General features: G+C 67.1%; 20 protein-coding genes. 9 read left to right on the top strand and 11 right to left on the bottom strand.

All coding sequences use genetic code 11. From position 1 onward, the window contains the following. Positions 1–38 precede the first annotated feature (38 nt). The 9 genes from K4043_RS06955 to K4043_RS06915 form a co-directional block, all read right to left on the bottom strand. Positions 39–755 (bottom strand): haloacid dehalogenase-like hydrolase, encoded by a 717-nt coding sequence (locus tag K4043_RS06955; RefSeq protein ID WP_265308713.1) that lies wholly within the window; start codon positions 753–755, stop codon positions 39–41. Beyond that, a complete protein-coding gene (trpC, locus tag K4043_RS06950) occupies positions 752–1,546 on the bottom strand; it encodes an indole-3-glycerol phosphate synthase TrpC (protein WP_019185311.1) in 795 nt (264 codons plus the stop codon). The genes K4043_RS06955 and trpC overlap by 4 nt, the downstream gene beginning before the upstream one ends. 63 nt (positions 1,547–1,609) lie before the next feature. Then, positions 1,610–2,647 carry an anthranilate phosphoribosyltransferase gene (trpD, locus tag K4043_RS06945; RefSeq protein ID WP_123729961.1) on the bottom strand — a complete coding sequence of 346 codons (1,038 nt, stop codon included), beginning with the start codon at positions 2,645–2,647 and terminating at the stop codon, positions 1,610–1,612. Between the two features lie 32 nt (positions 2,648–2,679). Beyond that, positions 2,680–3,258, bottom strand: coding sequence for an aminodeoxychorismate/anthranilate synthase component II (locus K4043_RS06940; protein ID WP_265308711.1), 579 nt, complete (start codon positions 3,256–3,258; stop codon positions 2,680–2,682). 75 nt (positions 3,259–3,333) lie between these two features. Next, positions 3,334–4,809, bottom strand: coding sequence for an anthranilate synthase component I (trpE, locus tag K4043_RS06935; protein ID WP_265308709.1), 1,476 nt, complete (start codon positions 4,807–4,809; stop codon positions 3,334–3,336). A gap of 167 nt (positions 4,810–4,976) precedes the next feature. Beyond that, positions 4,977–5,909 (bottom strand): lipid kinase YegS, encoded by a 933-nt coding sequence (yegS, locus tag K4043_RS06930; protein WP_265308708.1) that lies wholly within the window; start codon positions 5,907–5,909, stop codon positions 4,977–4,979. A 191-nt stretch (positions 5,910–6,100) separates the two neighbouring features. Then, on the bottom strand, positions 6,101–6,583 hold the full coding sequence (locus K4043_RS06925; protein ID WP_123730838.1) for a GNAT family N-acetyltransferase: 483 nt from the start codon (positions 6,581–6,583) through the stop codon (positions 6,101–6,103). Between the two features lie 12 nt (positions 6,584–6,595). Beyond that, positions 6,596–7,273, bottom strand: coding sequence for a ribulose-phosphate 3-epimerase (gene rpe, locus K4043_RS06920; protein WP_070426117.1), 678 nt, complete (start codon positions 7,271–7,273; stop codon positions 6,596–6,598). 42 nt (positions 7,274–7,315) lie between these two features. Then, complete coding sequence (locus tag K4043_RS06915; RefSeq protein ID WP_123730837.1) at positions 7,316–7,645, bottom strand: DnaJ domain-containing protein; 330 nt, start codon at positions 7,643–7,645, stop codon at positions 7,316–7,318. A 143-nt stretch (positions 7,646–7,788) separates the two neighbouring features. Here K4043_RS06915 and K4043_RS06910 point away from each other — a divergent pair, with 143 nt between their 5' ends. From K4043_RS06910 to K4043_RS06875, 8 genes are all read left to right on the top strand, one after another. Further along, positions 7,789–8,715: a phosphoribosylaminoimidazolesuccinocarboxamide synthase gene (locus K4043_RS06910; protein ID WP_019185298.1), complete on the top strand. Its 927-nt coding sequence runs from the start codon at positions 7,789–7,791 to the stop codon at positions 8,713–8,715. A 133-nt stretch (positions 8,716–8,848) separates the two neighbouring features. Beyond that, complete coding sequence (locus tag K4043_RS06905) at positions 8,849–9,331, top strand: Mpo1-like protein (protein ID WP_123729957.1); 483 nt, start codon at positions 8,849–8,851, stop codon at positions 9,329–9,331. A gap of 359 nt (positions 9,332–9,690) precedes the next feature. Beyond that, the gene (locus K4043_RS06900) at positions 9,691–12,519 is read left to right on the top strand and encodes a monovalent cation/H+ antiporter subunit A (protein WP_123729956.1); all 2,829 of its coding nucleotides are present in this window, start codon (positions 9,691–9,693) and stop codon (positions 12,517–12,519) included. Further along, positions 12,519–12,902, top strand: coding sequence for a Na+/H+ antiporter subunit C (locus tag K4043_RS06895; protein WP_019185295.1), 384 nt, complete (start codon positions 12,519–12,521; stop codon positions 12,900–12,902). The genes K4043_RS06900 and K4043_RS06895 overlap by 1 nt, the downstream gene beginning before the upstream one ends. Beyond that, positions 12,899–14,434 (top strand): monovalent cation/H+ antiporter subunit D, encoded by a 1,536-nt coding sequence (locus K4043_RS06890; RefSeq protein WP_123729955.1) that lies wholly within the window; start codon positions 12,899–12,901, stop codon positions 14,432–14,434. Before K4043_RS06895 ends, K4043_RS06890 begins: the two co-directional genes overlap by 4 nt. Further along, positions 14,431–14,937: a Na+/H+ antiporter subunit E gene (locus K4043_RS06885; RefSeq protein WP_123729954.1), complete on the top strand. Its 507-nt coding sequence runs from the start codon at positions 14,431–14,433 to the stop codon at positions 14,935–14,937. The genes K4043_RS06890 and K4043_RS06885 overlap by 4 nt, the downstream gene beginning before the upstream one ends. Beyond that, positions 14,934–15,218 carry a K+/H+ antiporter subunit F gene (locus K4043_RS06880; RefSeq protein WP_019185292.1) on the top strand — a complete coding sequence of 95 codons (285 nt, stop codon included), beginning with the start codon at positions 14,934–14,936 and terminating at the stop codon, positions 15,216–15,218. Before K4043_RS06885 ends, K4043_RS06880 begins: the two co-directional genes overlap by 4 nt. After that, positions 15,215–15,628: a Na+/H+ antiporter subunit G gene (locus K4043_RS06875; RefSeq protein ID WP_123729953.1), complete on the top strand. Its 414-nt coding sequence runs from the start codon at positions 15,215–15,217 to the stop codon at positions 15,626–15,628. The genes K4043_RS06880 and K4043_RS06875 overlap by 4 nt, the downstream gene beginning before the upstream one ends. 75 nt (positions 15,629–15,703) lie before the next feature. On the opposite strand, the gene K4043_RS06870 is transcribed toward K4043_RS06875, so the two are convergent. Beyond that, positions 15,704–16,660 (bottom strand): sodium:calcium antiporter, encoded by a 957-nt coding sequence (locus K4043_RS06870; protein ID WP_265308704.1) that lies wholly within the window; start codon positions 16,658–16,660, stop codon positions 15,704–15,706. Positions 16,661–16,760: 100 nt separating this feature from the next. Then, entirely contained in the window at positions 16,761–17,369 is a 609-nt protein-coding gene (locus tag K4043_RS06865; protein WP_265308702.1) for a hypothetical protein, read from the bottom strand. A 130-nt stretch (positions 17,370–17,499) separates the two neighbouring features. On the opposite strand from K4043_RS06865, the gene K4043_RS06860 reads away from it, so the two are divergent. Beyond that, on the top strand, positions 17,500–18,030 hold the full coding sequence (locus K4043_RS06860; RefSeq protein ID WP_265308701.1) for a hypothetical protein: 531 nt from the start codon (positions 17,500–17,502) through the stop codon (positions 18,028–18,030).

The raw sequence follows: 18,030 nt of genomic DNA, 5'->3' as shown, positions 1-18,030 counted from the left end.
CACCTTTCCAGCCCCTTTCAGGCTATTTCAACGTCGCATCAGACCTTGTCACCGGCCCGATCGACACAGCCCCAGTTGAGCACGGGGGTACCCGGCGGCAGCACCTGACGGAAATAGTCCACCCGTGACGCCTTCGGATTGACCACCACCGGCGCCGCTGCGGCCAGCAGCAGCGGCAGGTCGGCGCTGCTGTCGGAGTAGGCCGTGGCGATCTCGCCATAACCGCGCTCGCGCAGCATCCGCATCTTTTCTTCGTTGTGGCAGTGGCGGGTGGCGATGACCGCGCCCATGAACGGGCCGACCTCGCTGCCGATCACCGGCACGCCCTGGTGCGCCACGAAGGCCAGGATTGCGCGGGCCAGTTCCGGCGGTGCGCCGGTAGCGACCACGACGCGGTCGCCGGCGGCACGGTGACGCGCGAACACCTCCAGCGCCACGGGCAGCAGGCGGCGGCGGATATCGGCCTCGTGCTTGAGGACGTAGCGGTCGATCACCTTGTTGAACTCGCGCGCCCGGTGCAGGCCAAACGTGGCGATCCAGACATAGCCGGAAATGCCGCGGCGGCGGGTGGGCAGGAAGGCCACCAGCGGACCGAGCAGCGGCGTGGCGACCAGGGCGGCCAGCAGCCGCAGCGGGTTGCGCTTGATCAGCCAGGCGAACAGATGGCTGCCGGAATCGCCGTCATACAGGGTGTGATCGAAATCGAAGACCACCAGCGGGGCGTCGTCGCGCGGCGTTGGATAGATCGCTGTCATGCGCTGAAGAATAGCTGACGCAGACCCTCGCCGGGCTCTTCCACGCGCATGAAGGCCTCACCGACCAGGAACGCGTTGACCCCGGCCTCGCGCATCACGCTGACGTCAGCCGGGCCGAGGATGCCGCTTTCGGTGACCAGCAGGCGGTCGCGCGGCACGGCCTGGCGCATGTCCAGCGTGGTCTGCAGCGACACCTCGAAGGTGCGCAGGTTGCGGTTGTTGATGCCGATCAGCGGCACCGGCACCTGGATGGCGCGCTCGAGCTCGTCGATGTCATGCACTTCCACCAGCACGTCCATGCCCAGCTGCATGGCCAGGTCGGACAACTCGGCCAGCTGGCGATCGTCGAGGGCGGCCACGATCAGCAGGATGCAGTCCGCACCGAGCACGCGCGCTTCATACACCTGATAGGCATCGATCACGAAGTCCTTGCGCAGCACCGGCAGCGTGCACGCTTCACGCGCCTGCTGCAGGTAGGCGTCGCTGCCCTGGAAGAAATCCACGTCGGTCAGCACCGACAGGCAGCTGGCCCCACCGAATTCGTAGCTCACCGCGATGTCGGCCGGATGGAAGTCCGGGCGGATCACGCCCTTGGACGGGCTGGCCTTCTTGATTTCGGCGATCACGGCGGGGTTGCCAGCGGTGATCGAGGCGCGCAGCGCATCCGCGAAGCCGCGCACGGGCGGAGCCTGCTCCACGCGCGCAATCAGTGCTTCAAGCGGCACCTGGGCCCGGCGTGCGGCGACTTCTTCGGCCTTGCGGGCCAGGATGGTATCGAGGATGTCGCTCATGTCATTGGGGTCCTGGAGGCCGGCCATTATCGACCAGCCCCGCTGAATTCGGAAAACGCAGGCTCAGACGGCCCCGCGGATGCGGCGGGTGGCGGCGACGTACTGCTCCATCCGCGAGCGCGCACTGCCATCGGCCAGCACGGCACGGGCACGGGCCAGACCATCGGCGATGCTGTCGGCGACACCGGCCACGTACAGCGCGGCGCCGGCATTGAGCGCGACGATGTCGAGCGCCGGGCCGGGCTGGTTGTCGAGCACACCCCGCAGCATCGCGATGGATTCCTCCGGGCTGTCCACCTTGAGATTGCGGCTGGCCGACATCGCGATGCCGAAGTCTTCCGGATGGATCTCGTACTCGCGCACCTTGCCGTCGCGCAGCTCGCCGACCAGCGTACCGGCGCCGAGCGAGATCTCATCCATGTTGTCGCGGCCCCACACCACCAGCGCGCGCTCGGCGCCGAGTTCGCGCAGCACGCGCGCCTGGATGCCGACCAGATCCGAGTGGAACACGCCCATCAGCACGTTGGTCGCACCCACCGGATTGGTCAGCGGGCCGAGGATGTTGAAGATCGTACGCACGCCCATTTCGCGGCGCACCGGCGCGACGACCTTCATCGCCGGGTGGTGCATCGGTGCGAACATGAAGCCGATGCCGGTTTCGGTGATCGCGCGCGCGACCTCGTCCGGCTGCAGATCGATGATCGCGCCCAGCGCCTCGACTGCATCGGCACTGCCGGACTTGGAGGAAACACTGCGGTTGCCATGCTTGGCCACCTTGGCCCCGGCCGCAGACACCACGAACATCGCGCAGGTGGAAATGTTGAAGGTGTGCGAACCATCCCCACCGGTGCCGACGATATCCACCAGATGCGTCTTGTCCTCCACCGGTACCGCGAGGGCGAGCTCGCGCATCACGGTGGCGGCACCGGCGATTTCGCCGATGGTTTCCTTCTTGACGCGCAGGCCGGTCAGGATCGCGGCGGTCATCACCGGCGACACTTCACCGCGCATGATCTGCCGCATCAGGTCGACCATTTCGTCGAAGAAGATTTCGCGGTGCTCGATGGTGCGCTGCAGGGCTTCCTGGGCGGAGAAGGTCATGCGGGGTCCTTTGTGATGCAGATGCGGCGCGCTCAGCGCTGCAGGAAATTCTTCAGCAGGGCGTGGCCATGCTCGGTGAGGATCGACTCGGGATGGAACTGCACGCCCTCGACCGGATACTCGCGATGGCGCAGTCCCATGATCTCTTCGATCGAGCCGTCCGCGTTCTCGGTCCAGGCGGTCATTTCCAGGCACGCCGGCAGCGTGGTCTTGTCCACCACCAGCGAGTGGTAGCGGGTGGCCTGGTAGCGGTCCGGCAGGCCGGCGAACACGCCCCTGCCTTCATGGCGGATCGGCGAGGTCTTGCCGTGCATGATCGTACCGGCGCGGATCACATCGCCGCCGTAGACCTGGCCGATGCTCTGGTGGCCCAGGCACACCCCGAGGATCGGCGTGGTCGGGCCAAGCCGGCGGATCAGCTCCAGCGACACGCCCGCTTCGTTGGGCGTGCACGGGCCGGGCGAAATCACGATGCGCTCAGGCGCGAGCGCGGCGATTTCATCGACGCTCAACGCGTCGTTGCGCACCACCTTGACCTCGGCGCCCAGCGTCTGCAGGTACTGCACGAGGTTGTAGGTGAAGCTGTCGTAGTTGTCGAGCATCAACAACATGGTCAGGGTCCGTCTTGAATGGGGAAGTGGCGTGCACGCAACGGCGCACGTGTCAGACAGTTCGGCGGCAGTGCCTTACAGGCCCTTGGCCGCCTGCGCGACCGCACGGAACAGCGCGCGGCCCTTGTTCATGGTCTCGTCCCATTCCTTGCCGGGATCGGAGTCGTAGACGATGCCGGCGCCGGCCTGCACGTGCAGGCGGCCGTCCTTGATCACGGCGGTGCGGATCGCGATCGCGGTATCGGCATCGCCATGCCAGCCGATGTAGCCGATGCTGCCGGCGTAGACGTTGCGCTTGATCGGCTCCAGCTCGCGGATCACTTCCAGTGCGCGGATCTTGGGTGCGCCGCTGACGGTGCCGGCCGGGAAGGTTGCACGCAGCACGTCGGCGTAGCTCAGGCCCGGCTGCAGCTGCCCGGTGACTTCGCTGACGATGTGCATGACGTGGCTGTAGCGTTCGATCACGAACTGCTCGCCCACTTCCACCGTGCCCGCCTTGGACACGCGGCCGGCATCGTTGCGGCCGAGATCGATCAGCATCAGATGCTCGGCACGTTCCTTGGGATCGGCCAGCAGTTCGACTTCCAGTGCGTTGTCTTCTTCCACCGTCGCGCCACGCGGGCGGGTGCCGGCGATCGGCCGCACGGTGACTTCCCCGTCCTGCAGCCGCACCAGGATTTCCGGCGAGGAGCCGACCACCTGCACGTCGCCGGTGTCGAGGAAGTACATGTACGGCGAGGGATTGAGCGCACGCAGCGCGCGGTACACATCCACCGGGCGCGCCTTGAACGGCACGCTCAGGCGCTGGCTCAGCACCACCTGGAAGATGTCGCCGGCGCGGATGTATTCCTTGGATTTGTCGACCGCCGCAATGAAGCCTTCGCGGGTGAAGCCGGAGACGAAATCGTTCTCGTCCAGCACATCGCGGGTGATCGGCGCGGGGTAGCCGGCACCGGGCGCACGCAGCTTGGCGACCAGCGCATCCAGCTTGGCCTGGGCATCCTCCCATGCACCGGGCTGACCCGGGTCGGCATGCACGATCAGGTACAGGCGGCCCTTGAGGTTGTCGAACACCGCCAGCTCTTCGGAGTGCAGCAGCAGGATGTCCGGCGTGCCCAGCTCATCGCGGCCACGCGGCGGTGCCAGGCGCGGTTCGATGTAACCGATGCACTCGAAGCCGAACCAGCCGACCAGGCCACCGGTGAAGCCGGGCAGACCGGCCAGCTTGGGCACCGAGTGGCCGCTGCGCAGCGCTTCGACCTCGGCGAAGGGGTCGGCGACCTCGCGGGTTTCCACCACGGTGCCGGACTCGCTGATGGTCAGGGTATGGCCGTGGAAGGCATACACCCGGCGCGCCGGCAGGCCGATGATGGAATAGCGCCCGAAGCGTTCGCCGCCCTCGACCGATTCAAACAGATAGGTATGCGGGCCGTCGGCGAGCTTCAGATAGACCGAAAGCGGCGTGTCCAGGTCGGACAGCACTTCACGGACGACGGGGATGCGGGTGTGGCCTTCAGCGGCCTGCTGCTGGAACTGCTCGAGCGTAATCAAGACGACTTTCCTTCCGGGAAACGGCGGTGGCGGGACGGACGACGGCAACAGGCCACCATCGCCACCAACGGCGAGCGGAAGAAAGGGTATGCGGGGTCGTCAGAATGGACACGCGGCGACTGTACCGCATTGACGGCACCGGATGGAACCCGGCGACGCCCCTGGCATCAGCCCCGCGACAGCAGCGGGCTGTCCAGTGCCACATGCAGGTTGACCCGCCTCGGCACGCAGTCGATGCGGAAGTGCCGGGCCTGGACCGGTTCGCCATCCAGATTGAGGGTCAGCGGCACCTCGGCCTCGATCTCCACCCACGGCGCCTGCACACGTTCGGCCACCTGCTCCAGCGCGCCGCGCTTGCCACCCTTGACCAGCGCGGCAAAGGTGGAGGCGACCTCCCCGCTCAGCTCAGGGATCACCGTGATATCCAGCAGACCATCATCGATCAGGGCCTCCGGACACAGCACCTGCCCACCGCCGGCCTGGCGACCGTTGCCCACGCCGAGTGCGATGAACCCACCGGCCCATTCGAACCCCGGCGCGCGGACCCGTGCCTGGATCGGATCGATCCGCCCCAGCCTCGATATCCCGGTGACCAGATAGGCCAGCCCGCCGAGCACTTTCTTCAAGCCCTCATCGGTCTCCACCGTGACCTCGGTGCCGAAGCCGCCACTGGCCACGTTCGCGCACCACCACACCTTGCCATCGGCATCGATGCGCAGCAGATCGACCGGGCGCGCGGGCGCCTGCGCGATCAGCTCCAGCGCCGCCAGCGGTTCATCGGGAATCTCCGCCGCGGTGGCGAAATCATTGGCCGTGCCCAACGGCAACAACCCCAGCGACGGCAGCGCGTCGGCCGACTCCTCGCGATGCGCCAGCGTCTCGGCCACCTCACTGAGCGTGCCATCACCGCCGGCCGCGATGATCGTATCCACCCCGTGGGCGATCGCCTCGGCCACATAGCGTTCGGCGTCGCCCGATTCCCAGGTCACCCGTACCTCCAGTTGCACCCCGCGCTCACGCAGCGCGGCCACCGCCTCGCGCACATCCTCATTGCCGGTGGCCTTGCCGTTGAGGATCAAACGCCAATGGGGACGGCTCATGCGGTACTTCCAGGGAGTGGGGAAGCGAAGGCTAGCAGCGGACGGCGTGGCCGCCGGTGAACGTCATCAAAGCGTCACCCATGGCCCGGAGAATGGAAGGCCATAGCAAGGAAGATGGATGGAGGCAGGATCAGCCTCCCGCTATTCCCAGGGCCGCATCAGCAATGGTGCGGTCTTTTTTTTAAGACAGCTCAGCCTTCGGCGAAGGTCCGCAGCGCCTCGCCTTCCATCCGGTACACCGTCCACTCGCTCTGCGGCGTCGCCCCGGCCGCTTCATAGAACTGGATCGCCGGTTCATTCCAGTCCAGCACCGACCACTCGAACCGCCCGCAGCCTTCGGCCACCGCGATCCGTGCGATGTGCTGCAGCAGCGCCTTGCCGGCACCGCTGCCGCGGCTCTCCGGGCTGACGTACAGATCTTCCAGATAGATCCCGTTACGGCCCAGCCACGTCGAGTAGTTGTAGAAATACACCGCATACCCGATCGCCACACCATCGGCTTCGCAGATCAGCGCATGCGCCTTCGCCGCCGGCCCGAACAGACTCGCACGGATGCCCGCTTCGTCGGTCTGCACCGACGACGCGGCCTTCTCGTAGATCGCCAACTCGCGGATGAAGCGCAGGATCAGCCCCGCATCCCCGGCGGTGGCCACGCGGATGGTCACGGCAGCCACCGGTCCCATGGCTCAGCCCCGCGCCGCGGCGACGTTGCCGCGCATCTGCGCGATGATGTCCTGGTAGCTGGTCTTCGCATTGAAGATCGCCGAGCCGGCCACGAACGCATCCGCACCGGCCGCCGCGATGGCGCCGATGTTGTCGGCCTTCACGCCACCGTCGATCTCCAGGCGGATGTCCTTGCCACTGGCATCGATCTTCTTGCGGATCGCGCGCACCTTGTCCAGCGCCGAGGGAATGAACGCCTGGCCGCCGAAACCCGGATTGACCGACATCACCAGCACCAGGTCCAGGTCATCGAGCACCCAGTCCAGGATGTCCACCGGCGTGGCCGGATTGAGCACCACGCCCGGCTTGCAGCCCAGCGAACGGATCAGCTGGATCGTGCGGTGCACGTGGCGGCTCGCCTCCGGATGGAAGCTGATGTACGTCGCGCCGGCCTCGGCGAAATCCGGAATGATCCGGTCCACCGGCTCCACCATCAGATGCACGTCGATCGGTGCGGTCACGCCGTGCTTGCGAAGGGCCTGGCAGACCAACGGGCCGATGGTCAGATTCGGCACGTAATGGTTGTCCATCACATCGAAATGCACCCAGTCGGCGCCGGCCGCGAGCACGTTGTCCACTTCCTCGCCCAGGCGGGCGAAATCGGCGGACAGAATGGAGGGAGCAATGATGCAGTTGGACATGGCCGGGGCCTTCAGGAGGTTGAAAGAGGGCGCCGCGCGGAATCAGCGCTTGCGCAGGGTCTTGATGCGGTCATAGGCGGCATTGAGCTGGCGCGACTTGCGCTCGGCCTGCTGGCGCAGCTCCGGCGCCGCGCCGACCACCTTGTCCGGGTGGTACTGGGACATCAGCCGGCGGTAGGCCAGGTCGATCTCGGCATCGGTCGCCTCGGAGGTCAGCCCCAGCTCCCGGTAGGGGTTTTCCCTGTTCAGCCGGAACCAGTCGGCATCGAAGGCATGTCCCAGCAACAGCCCGACCACGGCCCCGAACAGCGGATTGGGCCTGAACAACAGGGCGCCAGCGATGAATCCGAGCAGTTTTCCGTACCAGCGCATGGTGGTCTGGGCAGCCAAGGCGACAAAGGATCTTCATTTTACGTCACAGCGGGCCCAACCCGCTTTACACTAGGCCGCCCGCTGTCTGTGCGGGCCCTCCGGGTCCCCTGGACAGCTGTCATGACGAAGCCTCAGGAGTGCCCGTGCCGACCACGTTGTTGCAATCCGATCTCCCCGGCCTGCCCTTGCGCCATCGCGGCAAGGTGCGTGATGTTTTCGACATTCCGCGCGACCGGCTCCCCGCCGGCACTCCGCCGGGGGACTACCTGCTGATGGTCGCAACCGACCGTCTGTCAGCCTTCGACGTGGTGCTGCCCGATCCGATCCCCGGCAAGGGCGAGATGCTCTGCCAGGTCTCGAACTTCTGGTTCGCCAAGACCGCGCACCTGATGCCCAACCACCTGACCGGCATCGATGTCGCCAGCGTGCTGCCCGAGGGTGTCGATCCGGCCCTGTACGCCAAGCGCGCGGTGGTCACCCGCAAGCTCAAGCCGGTTCCGGTCGAGGCGATCGCCCGTGGCTACCTGATCGGCAGCGGCTGGAAGGACTATCAGCGCACCGGCAAGATCAGCGGCATCGAGCTGCCCGACGGCCTGCGCCAGGCCGAACAGCTGCCCGAACCGATCTTCACTCCCTCGACCAAGGCCGCCGTCGGCGACCATGACGAGAACATCGATTTCGATGCGATGGTGAAGGCGGTCGGCGCGGACCTGGCCGAGCGCGTGCGCGATGCCACCCTGCGCATCTATGCCTTCGCCGCTGATTACGCCCGCGAGCGCGGCATCATTCTGGCCGACACCAAGTTCGAGTTCGGTACCGATGCCGATGGCCGTCTGTACATCATGGACGAGATGCTGACCCCGGATTCCTCGCGCTACTGGCCGGCCGACGAGTACGAGGTGGGCACCAGCCCGCCGAGCTACGACAAGCAGTTCGTCCGCGACTACCTGGAGACGCTGGACTGGGGCAAGACCGCCCCGGGCCCGAGCATCCCGGCCGAGATCATCGAGCGCACCCGCGCCAAGTACGCCGAGGCGCTGCAGCGCCTGGCCGGTATCTCGGTCGACTGACCGGCACGCGTTCCCCGGGCGTGGGCCGGGGAGCGCGGTTTCCGATGCCGGGCCATGTCGGGCAGACGATGGAAGGCAGCCGACCAACGGTCGGCTCTACCGGCGGTATGCTCTGCAGATCCTGGGAGGGAACATGGCCACCACCACCGTCGCACGCCCGATCGACCGCTATTTCGCCAGTTATTCCAACGACCACCGCAATGCGCTGAACCAGCGCATCCACGTCGTGGCCGTCCCGGCGATCGCATGGTCGGTGATTGCCCTGCTGTGGTGCCTGCCGCCGCTGATCACCTGGTTCCAGAACGGGATCTGGGCCGGCCTGGCGATGTTCGCCGCCTGGTGCTTCTACAACCGCCTGTCGCGCACGCTCGGCTACGGCATGCTGGCGTTCTTCTTCGTCAGCGGCTGCGTCTGCCGTCTGCTGGAAGCCGAGATAGGCCTGGTGAACCTGTTCTGGCTGGCGCTGGGCGTCTTCGCCGTGGCCTGGGTCGCGCAGTTCATCGGCCACAAGCATGAAGGCCGCAAGCCGAGCTTCCTGACCGATCTGGTCTACCTGCTGATCGGCCCGCTGTGGGTGCTGGCCAAGCTCTACCGCCGGATGGGTTGGCGCTACTGACCGGTTTTTCCTGAACGAGCGAGGACGCTCACCAGCACTCCACGCCACACCGTCCAGCATCGTCCGCAGTGGCCTTTCGAGCGACGGTCACCGTTCATCTTCGTGCACATCTCCGCGGTCCCGCAGGCCCTGCGACCACTGGTTCCGGACCCGTTTCGACCGGTGCCGGGAGGCCACAGTCGGCAAAGTCGCCAGCGGGCCTCCATACGGCCGTCGACGGACCCGAATGGGGCCATGCGCTGCCCGGAAAAAATGAATCAGTGCACGTTACATGCAATTGAGGGCGTATTCGGGTGTATCGGCAGCAATTGCCTGCCTGTTAGACTGAACGACCTGCTCGTGAATCCCGCATTCCCTGCATGAATCCTAGTCTGCTCCTGCTGCTCGCCCTGCCCTTCCTGATGGCAGTGGCCGTCGCTTCATTCCGCCGCACCTCCCGCTCCACGGCCGCCTGGGTAGCCGCGGCCGCTCCGCTGGGAGGACTGGCGCTGTTGGCGACGATGACCCCGGCCATCATGGACGGCGGAATCGTCCGCAGTTACGGGGAGTGGATACCGCAGATCGGCCTGGCCTTCTCGTTGCGCCTGGATGGCCTGGCCTGGATGTTCGCCGGGATGGTGCTGGCGATCGGTGCGCTGGTGGTGATGTACGCCCACTACTACCTCAGTGCCCGCGACAGCGCCCACCGCTTCTACTGCTACCTGCTGCTGTTCATGGGCGCCATGCTGGGCATGGTGCTCTCGGGCAACCTGTTGCTGTTGATGGTGTTCTGGGAAATGACCAGCATCAGCTCGTTCCTGCTGATCGGTTTCTGGTCGCACCGCCAGGATGCCCGCGAGGGCGCCCGGATGGCCCTGGTGGTCACCGGCGGCGGCGGGCTGGCGCTGCTCGGCGGCGTGCTGCTGATCGGCCGCATCGTGGGCAGCTTCGAACTGGATGCGGTGCTCGCCGCCGGCGATCTGATCCGCGCCAGTTCGCTGTACCCGTATGCCCTGTTCCTGGTCCTGGCCGGCATCTTCACCAAGAGCGCCCAGTTCCCGTTCCATTTCTGGCTGCCGCACGCGATGGCTGCGCCGACGCCGGTCTCGGCCTACCTGCATTCGGCGACGATGGTCAAAGCCGGCGTGTTCCTGCTGGCACGCCTGCATCCGGCGCTGGCCGGCACCGATCTGTTCTTCTATACGGTCAGCGGCATCGGCGCGATCACCCTGCTGATCGGCGCATGGAACGCGATCTTCCAGCATGACCTCAAAGGCCTGCTGGCCTATTCGACGATTTCGCATCTGGGCCTGATCACCATGCTGTTCGGCCTGTCCACGCCGATGGCGGTGGTGGCCGGCGTGTTCCATATCCTCAACCACGCCACCTTCAAGGCCTCGCTGTTCATGGCCGCGGGCATCATCGACCACGAGACCGGCACCCGTGACATGCGCAAGCTGGGCGGCCTGCGCCGGTTGATGCCGATCACCAGCGCGCTGGCGATCATCGCCTCACTGGCGATGGCCGGCATTCCGCTGCTCAACGGCTTCCTGTCCAAGGAAATGCTGTTCGCTGAGGCGCTGACCGCGGGCGGCCCGGAGACCATGCGCGTGGTGATGTCGATCGCCGCGCTGCTGGCCGGCGTGTTCGGCGTGGCCTACAGCCTGCGCTTCGTGCACGACACCTTCTTCGGCAAAGGCCCGCACGATCTGGACCGCGTCCCGCATGAGCCGCCGCGCTTCATGAAGGTCCCCGTCGAGATCCTGGTCGTGGTCTGCGTGGCCGTCGGCGTCGCCCCGGCGATCACCATCGCCCCGGTGCTGCACGCGGCCGCCTCCTCGATCCTGGGCGCGGCAATGCCGGCCTACAGCCTCTCGGTCTGGCACGGTTTCAACACCCCGTTGATGATGAGCATCGCCGGCGTGATCGGCGGTATCGCGCTGTACTTCGGCCTGCGTCGCCTGATCAACCTGCATGCGGTGGTCAGTCGCAGCATCGGCCGCAATATTTTCCACAAGCAGCTGGACCTGGTGTTCGGCTTCGCCCACCGCCTCACCCAAGGCCTGGCCAACGGCAGCCTGCAGCGCATGCTGATGGCGCTGGTGCTGGTGGCGATCGTCGTCGCCGCCGCGCCGTTCGTGGCCAACCCGGCCTCGCCCAACTGGCCCTCGCCGCAGCCGATCCCGCTGCTGGGCTGGGCGCTGTGGCTGGTGATGATGGCCTGCGCGCTGGGCGCACTGTTCGTCTACCGGCAGCGCCTGCTGGCGGTGCTGGTGGTCGGCGGCGTCGGCCTGATGGTTTCGCTGACCTTCGTGTTCCTCTCGGCGCCCGATCTGGCGCTGACCCAGCTGCTGGTGGAGATGGTCACCCTGGTGCTGATGCTGCTGGGCATGAACTACCTGCCGATCCAGTCGCCACCGGAGAAGTCGGTCTGGCGCAAGCGGCGCGATGCGGTGATCGCGATCGTCGCCGGTGGCGGGCTGGCCGCGATGGCCTACACCGCCATGACGTTGCCGCCGAACACCATGGCCGGCGAGCTGCTGGCGCGTGCGCTGCCGGAGGCGTATGGGCAGAACGTGGTCAACGTGATCCTGGTCGACTTCCGTGGCTTTGATACCTTCGGTGAGATCACCGTGTTCGGCATCGCCGCGCTGGTGGTGCACGCCATGCTGCGCCGCTCGCGGATGGCGCCGGAACAGATCATGCCCGGCCCGCCGATCAAGCTGCCGGTGCCGGCCGATCTGGCCCAGATCATGTTCCCGCTCACCCTGACCGTCTCGATCTTCCTGTTCCTGCGCGGCCACAACGCACCCGGCGGCGGCTTCATCGCCGGGCTGGTGCTGGCCGTGCCGCTGCTGATCCAGTACGTCATCCAGGGCACCACCTCGGTGGAATCGCGCTTCGGCTTCGATTACATCCGCTGCATCGGTGCGGGTCTGCTGATCGCCATCCTCAGTGGCTGCGCGTCGATGCTGTTCGGCGTGCCGTTCCTGACCAGCGGCCATCTGGACCTGCACCTGCCGCTGATCGGCGAGGTACCGCTGGCCAGCGCGATCGGCTTCGATACCGGCGTGTACCTGGTGGTGTTCGGCGGCGTGATGCTGATGCTCTCGATGATGGGCACGATCAAGCCCTCGCGCACCCGCAATGCCCGCAAAGGCGAGATCGATCCCAACCGCCGTTCGGCAAAAACCGGGGAGATGCACTGATGGAACTGGCTCTGGCAAGCGCCATCGGCGTACTGAGCGCGATCGGCATCTACCTGCTGCTGCGCGCGCGCAGCTTCGATGTGATCCTCGGCATGACCTTCCTGTCGTATGCCACCAACCTGCTGATCTTCGCCGGCGGCCGGCTGGTGCAGGGCAAGGCGCCGGTGCTGCGTGAGGGCATCGACAGCGACCTGGGCAACTACACCGATCCGCTGCCCCAGGCGCTGGTTCTGACCGCCATCGTGATCGCCTTTGCGATGACCGCGGTCAGCATCGTGCTGGCGATGCGCAGCCGCAGCGACAACCACAGCGACCACGTGGACGCGCACGAAGAAGAAGAACTCCCCGCCGATACCGCGCCGGGCCGGGAGGGCGGCGCATGAACCATGCGGTGATCCTGCCCATCCTGATTCCGCTGTTCGGCGCGGCCTGTTCGCTGTTCGTCGAGCATCGCCGCTACGGGCCGAAGGTGCAGCGCACGGTGGCGTGGACCACGCTGACCGCGCTCGCCGCGGCCGTCGCGCTGCTGTTCGCGCAGACCGCCGACGGCAGCATCGCGGTGTACCTGCTGGGTGACTGGCCCTCGCGCCTGGGCATCGCGCTGGTGGCCGACCGCCTCTCGGCCTGGATGCTGGTGACCACACTGCTGCTGGCCATCCCCTGCCTGCTGCACGCCTGTTCGGGCTGGGACCGCCGCGCGCCGCACTTCCATGCGCTGTTCCAGTTCCAGCTGGTCGGCCTCAACGGCGCGTTCCTGACCGGCGATATCTTCAATCTGTTCGTGTTCTTCGAGGTGATGCTGATCGCCTCCTACGGCCTGCTGCTCAGCGGCGGGCGCGGCCTGCGCATGCGCATCGGCCTGCACTACGTGGTGTTCAACGTCACCGCCTCGACCCTGTTCCTGATCGCACTCGGCCTGCTGTACGCCTCGCTGGGCTCGCTCAACATGGCCGAACTGTCGCAGCGCATCGCTGAAGTGCCGGCCTCGCACCTGACCCTGGTCAAGGCGACGATGGGGCTGTTGCTGCTGGTGTTCTGCAGCAAGGCTGCGCTGATGCCGCTGTATCTGTGGTTGCCCGAAGCCTATGCGCGTGCGCCGGCCGCGGTGGCCGCGCTGTTCGCGATCATGACCAAGGTCGGCCTGTACGCGGTGCTGCGGGTCAGCACCCTGTGGTTCGGCGAGGGTGCCGGCCCGATGGCCGGCTACGGCAGCCAGTGGCTGCTCTGGGCCGGTGTGGCCACCCTCGTACTGGGCGGCCTGGGCGTGCTCGCTGCGGCGCGCCTGCGCGTGCTGATCTCCTACCTGGTGGTGGTCTCGGCGGCGACGCTGTTCATCGCCTTCTCGGTGCGCACACCCGAAGTGCTCTCGGCCGGCCTGTACTACCTGCCGCACAGTACCTTCGTAGCCGCCGCGCTGTTCCTCATTGCCGACCTGATCCGCCGCCGTCGCGGCGGTGCCAGCGATCGCAAGGAAGTCATCGCACCGATGCCGGGCAAGGAAACGCCTGCGGTGCTGTTCCTGATCGGTGCGGTCTCGGTCGCGGGCCTGCCGCCGCTGTCCGGCTTCCTGGCCAAGGCCGCGCTGCTGGCCGGCATGCCGGCGCAGTACACCTGGGCGGTGTGGGCCGCCGTGCTGGGCAGCAGCCTGATGGTGATCGTCGGCCTGACCCGTGGCGGCATCCGCCTGTTCTGGCGCGTACCAGTGGTTGAGGAAGGCGCACCCAAGCCGCGCAAAGCACCGACGCGCACCGTGGAATTGTTCGCCGCCGCGCTGCTGCTCAGTTATGGCATCGCGATGAGCGTGTTCGCCGGCCCGCTGATGCAGCACACCGATGCGATGGCCACCCAGCTGCTGCAGCCCCAGGACTATGTGGGTGAACTGCGCGCCACCACGCCGGAGATCCGCCAGCCATGACGCGCAAGCCTTCCCTGTACAAGCGCATCCTGCCTTCGCCCTCGCTGAGCGTGATGGTCGTGGCGTTCTGGCTGTTGATGTCCGACAGCTTCACCCTGGGCCAGTTCGTGCTCGGCATGATCCTGGGCGTGGTGGTGCCGTTGTTCGCCGCCCGGCTGGACCGCGAGTTCGCGCGGATCGGCTCGCTCAAGCCCCTCCCCAAACTGCTGTTCGTGACCCTGTGGGACATCCTGATCTCCAACATCCGGGTCGCGATCCAGGTGCTGGGGCCGGAGCGCCGCATCCACCCCGGCTTCATCTGGCTGCCGCTGGATATCGCCAACATCCACGGCATCGCCGCGCTGACCAGCATGATCACGCTGACCCCGGGTACCGTCTCGGCCGCGTTGTCCGATGACCGCCGCTATCTGCTGGTGCACGTGCTGCATCTGGATGATCCGGACGAACTGATCCGGCAGATCAAATCCCGCTACGAAGCCCCGCTGATGGAGATTTTCCCATGACCGGACATATGTTCATCCAGACCACGATGGTGGTGTGCATGCACGTGGTCGGCCTGGCCATGCTGCTGGCCACCTGGCGCCTGCTGCGCGGCCCCACCGTGCCCGATCGCATCCTTGCGCTGGACACCTTGTCGGTGACGGCCATCGCTGAACTCATGTTGTTCGGCATGTACCTCAACTCGGCGGTGTACTTCGAAGCGGCGCTGATCATCGCCATGCTCGGTTTCGGCAGCACGGTGGTGCTGAGCAAGTTCGTGCTGCGCCGGGACATCGTCGAATGATCACCTTCATCCAGATCGTACTGTCGATCCTGCTGCTGTTCGGCTGCTTCTTCATCCTGGTCGGCGCGCTCGGCCTGGTGAAGCTCTCCACCTTCTTCAAGCGTCTGCACGCACCGACCAAGGCCAGCACCCTGGGCGTGGGCTGCGTGCTGGTCGGCTCGGTCTGTTATCACATCTTCCTCGGCGAAGACCCGCAGCCGCGCGAGCTGCTGATCACCGTGTTCCTGTTCATCACCGCGCCGATCAGCGCGCACATGATGGCCAAGGCGGCGCTGTCGCTGCTGATGGAAACCCGACCGGACCTGCCGGGCCACAAGACCGCCAAGGAAGAACAATTGCCGCCGCCGGAGCCGCGCCATCCGGGCGACACCGAGGGTGCAGAGGCGCCGGTTTCCCGGGACAGCCAGTAGCGCCGACCGTGGGTCGGCTGCCTGCATCGTGCCGGAAGGCAGCCGACCCACGGTCGGCTCTACGTAGTGCGACGTTCAGCCGCCCCGGATCAACGCCAGCTCCAGCGCGATCCAGCCGAGGAAGGCCACCACCAGCACCGCGCCTTCGCGCCGGCTGATCGTCAGATCGCCGCGTAGCATCGGATAGAGCACCAGCACGAAGGCGATCGCCGCCGGCAGCTCCAGTTTCACGAACGATCCGGGCAGCGCCAGCGGCCGCAGTGCGGCCATCCCACCGACCACCACCAGCAGGTTGAACAGGCTCGAGCCGATCACGTGGCCCAGGACCATGTCGCCCTGGCCACGCCGGGCGGCGGCAATGGCGGCCGCCACTTCGGGCAATGCGGTGCCGATCGCGACGGGCAACAGGCCGACCAGCAGCGGCGACCAGCCCAGCCCGGCGCCGAACACCGGGGCGGCCTGCACGATCCAGCGCGCGCCGATGTACAGGCATAACGCCGCGAACAGCAGCCGCAGGGTATTGAGGAACAGCCCGGTGCGGGTCATCGCATAGCCGGCGATGGCCTCGCGCACCGGTTCGGATTCCAGCTTCGCCCGGCGCAGCAGGGCCACCAGCAGGGCGACGAAGGCGAGCAGCAGCACGGCCCCTTCCCAGCGTGCGAGCACGCCATCCAGGCCGAACAGGATCAGCAGCGCGCTGGCGGCGGCCAGACAGACCAGCAGCGGTGACAGCAGGCGCGCACGGACCAGCAGGGGCGCAGCGAGCGCCGCCAGGCCCAGGGTCAGGCCGACGTTGACGATATTGCTGCCCACCGCATTGCCCAGCGCGAGTTCTTCCGCCCCGACCACGAAGGCACGGGCGTTGACCACCAGCTCCGGCAGCGAGGTGCCGAAGGCCACCAGCAGCAACCCGGCCACGAACGGCGACGCGCCGAAGCGCTGGGCCAGGCCGGAGGCCGCCCGCACGATGGAGTCACCGCCCAGTGCCAACAGCACCAGGCCCAGCACGAACCAAACAGTGGCAGCGATCATCTGGTGCTCCCCGGTGACAGATGTGAGCCGATTCTAGGGCCAGCCCACGCCAAACAGTGAAGGCCCGCTCCGGCGCTGCGGCCGGAGCGGTGCCGGTGGCTCAGGAGCAGCCTTCCACGTAGTCGACCTGCGGGGTCTTGCCGACCCGCCACGCGGTCACGTTGCCATCGCCGTTGATCTCGAAGTTGACCAGCGCGCCGCCTTCGGTCGCCGGGCGCACCCGCAGGTTGTGGCCCTGCTCGTCGTACTTGTGCGGGGTCAGATCGCCGCGATCCGGGTACAGCGTCTGCAGCTGGCCGAGCGACATGCCGACCTTGCCGCCACCGGGGGCGACGATGCGGTCGTTGCGCACGTCATAGCGCACCAGTCGCTTGCCTTCGATCATGAAGATCACGTCCTCGGCCTGCGTGCCCTCCGGCCGCAGGGCATGGCAGTAATCGTCGGCGACGTCGCCCTGCAGGGGTTCCTTCCAGGCTGCCCGGACCTCGTCCAAGGTGCTGCCCAGCGCCACGGGACCGTAGCCATCCAGCCGCGCCGGTCCCTGCGTCGCCGTGCCCGGTGCCGCCGTGGCGGGCGCTGCCGGCGCGGTGTCCGCCGCCGGTGTTGGCACGGCCGCCTCGGCGTCAGCCGACGGCGTCTCCGGCGTGCGCTCGCACGCGGCCAAGGCCAGCACCATCCCCATTGCCATCACGCTTCCCAGCTGTTTCATGCCTGCATCCTCCCGGTGAATCGGCGCAGCCTAGCGCGAGCGCCGTGTGGGCGGCATGCACAGTGTCGCTGTCATCCGCGTTTCACCTTCCGCGTTCAGGCTCGGCCTGCACCGCATCGACCCCGCCCCCATGCAACCGCAGAAGACCGACCTCGCCCGCACCGCCCTGCAGGCCCACCGCGCGCCCCTGGACATGCGCCAGCGCCGGCTGTTGATCCTGTGCGACGGCCAGCGTGACCTGGTCCAGCTGGGCCAGCTGGTGGGCCCGGAAACCCCGGCGATGGTGATCCAGCTGATCCAGAGCGGGTATCTGGTGTCGAGTGCGGTCGCGGAGGCCGCCGTTGTCGCGCCCGCCGCGCCCGCACCTGCGGTGACACCGACCGCGGCGCCGGTGCCGGTGACCGAACGCCGCCGATCGCTGGTGGCCGCCCGCATCTACCTGCTGGACATCCTGGAACTGCAGCGCCATCCGCAGGCGGCGGCGCTGTTCCACACCCTGCAGCAGTCGCGCAGCGACGAGACGGTCATGGCCGCGCTGCAGGCCGCATTGGACGCGCTGCCAGGCCTGACCTCCACCGGCTACGCCGAGCGGGTCCGGCAGCGGTTGCTGGAGGTACTGCCGAAGGAACACGCCGAGCGGTTCCAGATCGCGGTGGTTTGA

Source organism: Stenotrophomonas sp. SRS1 (assembly GCF_026130205.1).
GTDB lineage: Bacteria > Pseudomonadota > Gammaproteobacteria > Xanthomonadales > Xanthomonadaceae > Stenotrophomonas > Stenotrophomonas rhizophila_B.
This window is presented reverse-complemented; position numbering and strand designations above follow the sequence as displayed.